General features: G+C 31.0%; 1 protein-coding gene. It reads left to right on the top strand.

What is annotated here, in order from left to right:
* Positions 1-193 (top strand): gliding motility-associated C-terminal domain-containing protein (locus E3E36_RS12790; RefSeq protein WP_167895679.1); only part of this gene is annotated, 193 nt, incomplete at its 5' end.
* Between the last annotated feature and the right edge of the window lie 188 nt (positions 194-381).

Here is a 381-nt window from a genome sequence, read left to right as displayed (position 1 = left end):
AGAAACTTATGCCGAAGCAGAAGTGTTTATTTATTCAAGAACAGGGCAACTTATCTTTCAATCAAAAGGCTACAATAAAAGATGGAACGGTACTTTTAATAATCAACCTTTACCTGTTGGCACCTACTACTATATAATTGATTTAAAAAATAATATTCCGAAAATTTCCGGAAGTGTAACTATTATCAGATGATACTATAAAATCTAAAAGCAAAATTGTAGATTAGTGTTTTCATAGTTCAAACAAATTAATAAAGCCACTTATGATTGCTTCAAAAATAAACCCGCTTGAAAGTTTAGATGAATGGGAAGATGATTTACTAAGAAGATATCCTAACCCGGAAGATATTGCAACTTCAAAATCTACCGATGATTACCGCA

It is taken from the genome of Thermococcus sp. M36, assembly GCF_012027355.1.
Taxonomy (GTDB): Archaea; Methanobacteriota_B; Thermococci; order Thermococcales; family Thermococcaceae; genus Thermococcus.
The sequence above is the reverse complement of the archived record's forward strand: the minus strand, read 5'-3'. Positions and strand labels throughout refer to the sequence as shown.